Origin of the sequence: Mycobacterium sp., from assembly GCF_035603715.1 — a bacterium.
In the GTDB taxonomy this organism is placed as follows: Bacteria; Actinomycetota; Actinomycetes; order Mycobacteriales; family Mycobacteriaceae; genus Mycobacterium.
Map to the genome: position 1 here is coordinate 1 of NZ_DATNJW010000423.1, position 3,122 is coordinate 3,122.

The window sequence follows — 3,122 nt, forward strand, 5'->3', positions numbered from 1 at the left end:
CGGTCAGATCGACATCGGGCCTGGTTTCTACGGTTGTCATGAGATCTCCTGAGCATCGCCGAATGTCATTTGCACGTTCTGAACCGAGCTGTTCAACATCGCGCGCTTCGGAAGGCCCAGCGATGCAAGCTCTTTCGCGTAGGGATGATCCCCCAGCCGGATGCGCACCCCGCCGAATCGATTACGCACACCGTCGAGCGTGTGTTCAAACGAGGTCTCGAGGGTGACGCCGTCGCGATGTGAGTAGCTGCGCTGGGTCTGCGTGCGCGGGGTCAGCCGGAAGGGCAGACCGGGCCGGAATTCCATGCCGACCACCAGTTGCCCGTCGACGGTGCAGTCGAAACTGAACTGCCGCCCGTCACGAATGGTGAAGTCCGCCATCACTTTCGGGTAACCCCAGATCTTGGTGCCTGCTGCCAGGGTGAACTCCTGGTCGACGGGCAGGTGGTGGATGAACGCGCCGGCCGACCCCAGGGCGCGGGGCCCGCTGGCGTTCGACCCCGGTGGGTTGACCATCACGCTGGTGCCGAACTCGTGGTACTGCCCCAGGTCGCCGTCGATGTAGTGCATCAGCATCAGGATCACGATCGCGCGCCCGGGCAGATACCGGCACACCTGCAATCCGCTGTAGTCGATCAGGTGCTGGGCGGCATCGGCGTCGACCGAGAACATCGCCATGTGCTGCCGTGCCTTGCGGATCTCGACCGGCATGGTGAGTACCCTGCCAGCGATAATGTGCTGCGATGGTGTCATCCGGACAATTTAGAACGTGTTCTAGGTCACCGCAAGGACCGGGTCAGATCAGGCCCGCCAACTCCTGGACCTGCTCTGTACTGCGGCCCGACACCACCATCATGGTGACGCCCGAGGCCTCCCAGGCCTTGATCTGCTTACGCACGTAGTCCACGTCGCCGACGATCGCCGCGTCGTCGATGACCTCGTCGGGGATGATCTCGGCGGCCTTGTCCTTCTGGTTGTTGCGGAACAGCTTGGTCACGTCGTCGACCACCTCGGCGTAACCCATCCGGCGGTACACGTCGGCATGGAAGTTGGTGTCCTCGGCGCCCATCCCGCCCATGTAGAGCGCGATGTAAGGCTTCATGGCCGCGAACGCGGCGCTGCGGTCCTCGGTGATGACGATGTTGGCCGTCGCGCAGATCTCGAAGGCTTCGCGGCTACGGCGTGCGCCCGGCTGGGCGAATCCCTCGTCCAGCCACTCGTTGTAGGTGTCAGCCATTCGCGGCGTGTAGAAGATCGGTAGCCAGCCGTCGCAGACCTCGGCGGCCAACGCCACGTTCTTCGGCCCCTCGGCGCCCAGCATGATCGGGATGTCGGCCCGCAGCGGGTGAGTGATGGGCTTGAGCGGTTTGCCCAGACCCGTTGCGCGATCACCGGTCAACGGCAGCGGATAGTGCGGGCCGTCGCTGGTCACCGGCTTTTCGCGGGCCCACACCTGCCGGATGATGTCGACGTACTCGCGGGTGCGGGCCAGCGGCTTGGGAAACGACTGGCCGTACCAACCCTCCACAACCTGTGGGCCCGAGACGCCGAGACCGAGTATGTGCCGTCCCCCGCTGAGGTGGTCGAGGGTCAGGGCCGCCATCGCGCACGCGGTCGGGGTACGCGCGGACAGCTGCACGACCGACGTACCCAGCCGCAGCCTTCGCGTCGACGAGCCCCACCAGGCCAGCGGCGTGTAGGCGTCCGAACCCCATGCCTCGGCGGTGAACACCGCGTCGAAACCGGCGCTCTCGGCCGCGGCCACGAGTTCGGCGTGGTTGTCGGGCGGCTGAGCGCCCCAATATCCGAGCTGGAGTCCGAGCTTCATCAGTGCCGCCTTCCCTGCAGGTCTCGACCCTATCTTGAATCCATTCTTAGAACCTGTTCTACTCGATGCTGTGACCACCAGCCAAAGCAGCCCGGTGCAGATCGATACCCATCAGAAGCCTCTCTCGGCCCCTCTGAGGCTGTCCTTCGACTACACCCGTTCAGTCGGCCCCACCCTCAGCCAGTTCTTCACCGCCCTGCGCGAGCGACGCATCGTCGGCGCCCGGGGCTCGGATGGCCGGGTCTACGTTCCGCCCGCCGAGTTCGACCCGGTGACCTACGAACGATTGACCGAGATAGTGCCGGTGTCCAGCGTGGGGACCGTGCTGTCGTGGACCTGGCAGCCCGAACCCCTTGAGGGACAACCGCTGGACCGGCCGTTCGCGTGGGCGCTGATCAAACTCGACGGCGCCGACGTCCCACTGCTGCACGCGGTGGACGCCGGATCGTCCGACGCGATCGGCACCGGCGCGCGGGTACATGTCCACTGGGTCGACGAGCCGGCGGGTGCGATCACCGATATCGCCTACTTCGGGCTTGGCGACGAAGCCGAGCCGGGGTCCGAAGCGACCGACGACCGCGAACCGGTGACGGTCCAGGTGACCCCGAGCAGCATCGAAATCCAGCACACCGCTTCACTTCCCGAGACCGCGTTCCTGCGCGCGCTGGAGGAGGGCAAGCTGCTGGGCGCCCGCACAGGCAAGGACGGCAAAGTGTACTTCCCACCCAAGGAAGCCGACCCGGCCACCGGCCTGGAACTCGACAATTTCATCGAGTTGCCCGACAAGGGAACGGTGACGACGTTCGCGATCATCAACATCCCGTTCGCCGGCCAGCGGATCAAGCCGCCGTACGTCGCGGCCTACGTGCTGCTCGACGGCGCCGATATCGCGTTCTTGCATCTGATTCAAGAGATCGACGCGACCGAGGTGCGGATGGGCATGCGGGTCGAGGCCGTCTGGAAGGCCCGCGACGAGTGGGGCCTGGGCATCGACAACATCGAATACTTCAAGCCGACCGGCGAACCCGACGCCGACTACGACACCTACAAACACCACCTGTAAAGGGAACGACGTGACTTTTCGCGATGTAGCTGTCGTCGGATTTGCCCATGCACCGCATGTGCGCCGCACCGACGGCACCACCAACGGCGTCGAGATGCTGATGCCCTGCTTCCACTCGCTATACGAAGAGCTCGGCCTCGAGCAAACCGACATCGGCTTCTGGTGCTCCGGATCGTCGGATTACCTTGCCGGAAGGGCATTCTCGTTCATCTCAGCGATCGACTCGATCGG

3 protein-coding genes and 1 pseudogene are annotated in these 3,122 nt (G+C 64.8%); 2 read left to right on the top strand and 2 right to left on the bottom strand.

Features of this window, described 5'->3' with window-relative positions:
* Nucleotides 1-36: 36 nt before the first annotated feature.
* A complete protein-coding gene (locus VN856_RS17385) occupies nucleotides 37-753 on the bottom strand; it encodes an acetoacetate decarboxylase family protein (protein ID WP_325691188.1) in 717 nt (238 codons plus the stop codon).
* A gap of 43 nt (nucleotides 754-796) precedes the next feature.
* Nucleotides 797-1,828 (bottom strand): LLM class F420-dependent oxidoreductase, encoded by a 1,032-nt coding sequence (locus VN856_RS17390; RefSeq protein ID WP_325691190.1) that lies wholly within the window; start codon nucleotides 1,826-1,828, stop codon nucleotides 797-799.
* Nucleotides 1,829-1,898: 70 nt separating this feature from the next.
* Between VN856_RS17390 and VN856_RS17395 the strand changes: the two genes are divergently transcribed.
* Both VN856_RS17395 and VN856_RS17400 read left to right on the top strand, forming a co-directional pair.
* Complete coding sequence (locus tag VN856_RS17395) at nucleotides 1,899-2,891, top strand: Zn-ribbon domain-containing OB-fold protein (protein ID WP_325691192.1); 993 nt, start codon at nucleotides 1,899-1,901, stop codon at nucleotides 2,889-2,891.
* A 10-nt stretch (nucleotides 2,892-2,901) separates the two neighbouring features.
* Nucleotides 2,902-3,122, top strand: a pseudogene (locus tag VN856_RS17400) (lipid-transfer protein); the annotation flags it as partial.

Bases quoted from the DNA above. Each gene is read 5' to 3' on its own strand.
- VN856_RS17390 (WP_325691190.1), bottom strand. From the start codon at position 1,828: ATGAAGCTCGGACTCCAGCTCGGATATTGGGGCGCTCAGCCGCCCGAC.
- VN856_RS17385 (WP_325691188.1), bottom strand. From the start codon at position 753: ATGACACCATCGCAGCACATTATCGCTGGCAGGGTACTCACCATGCCG.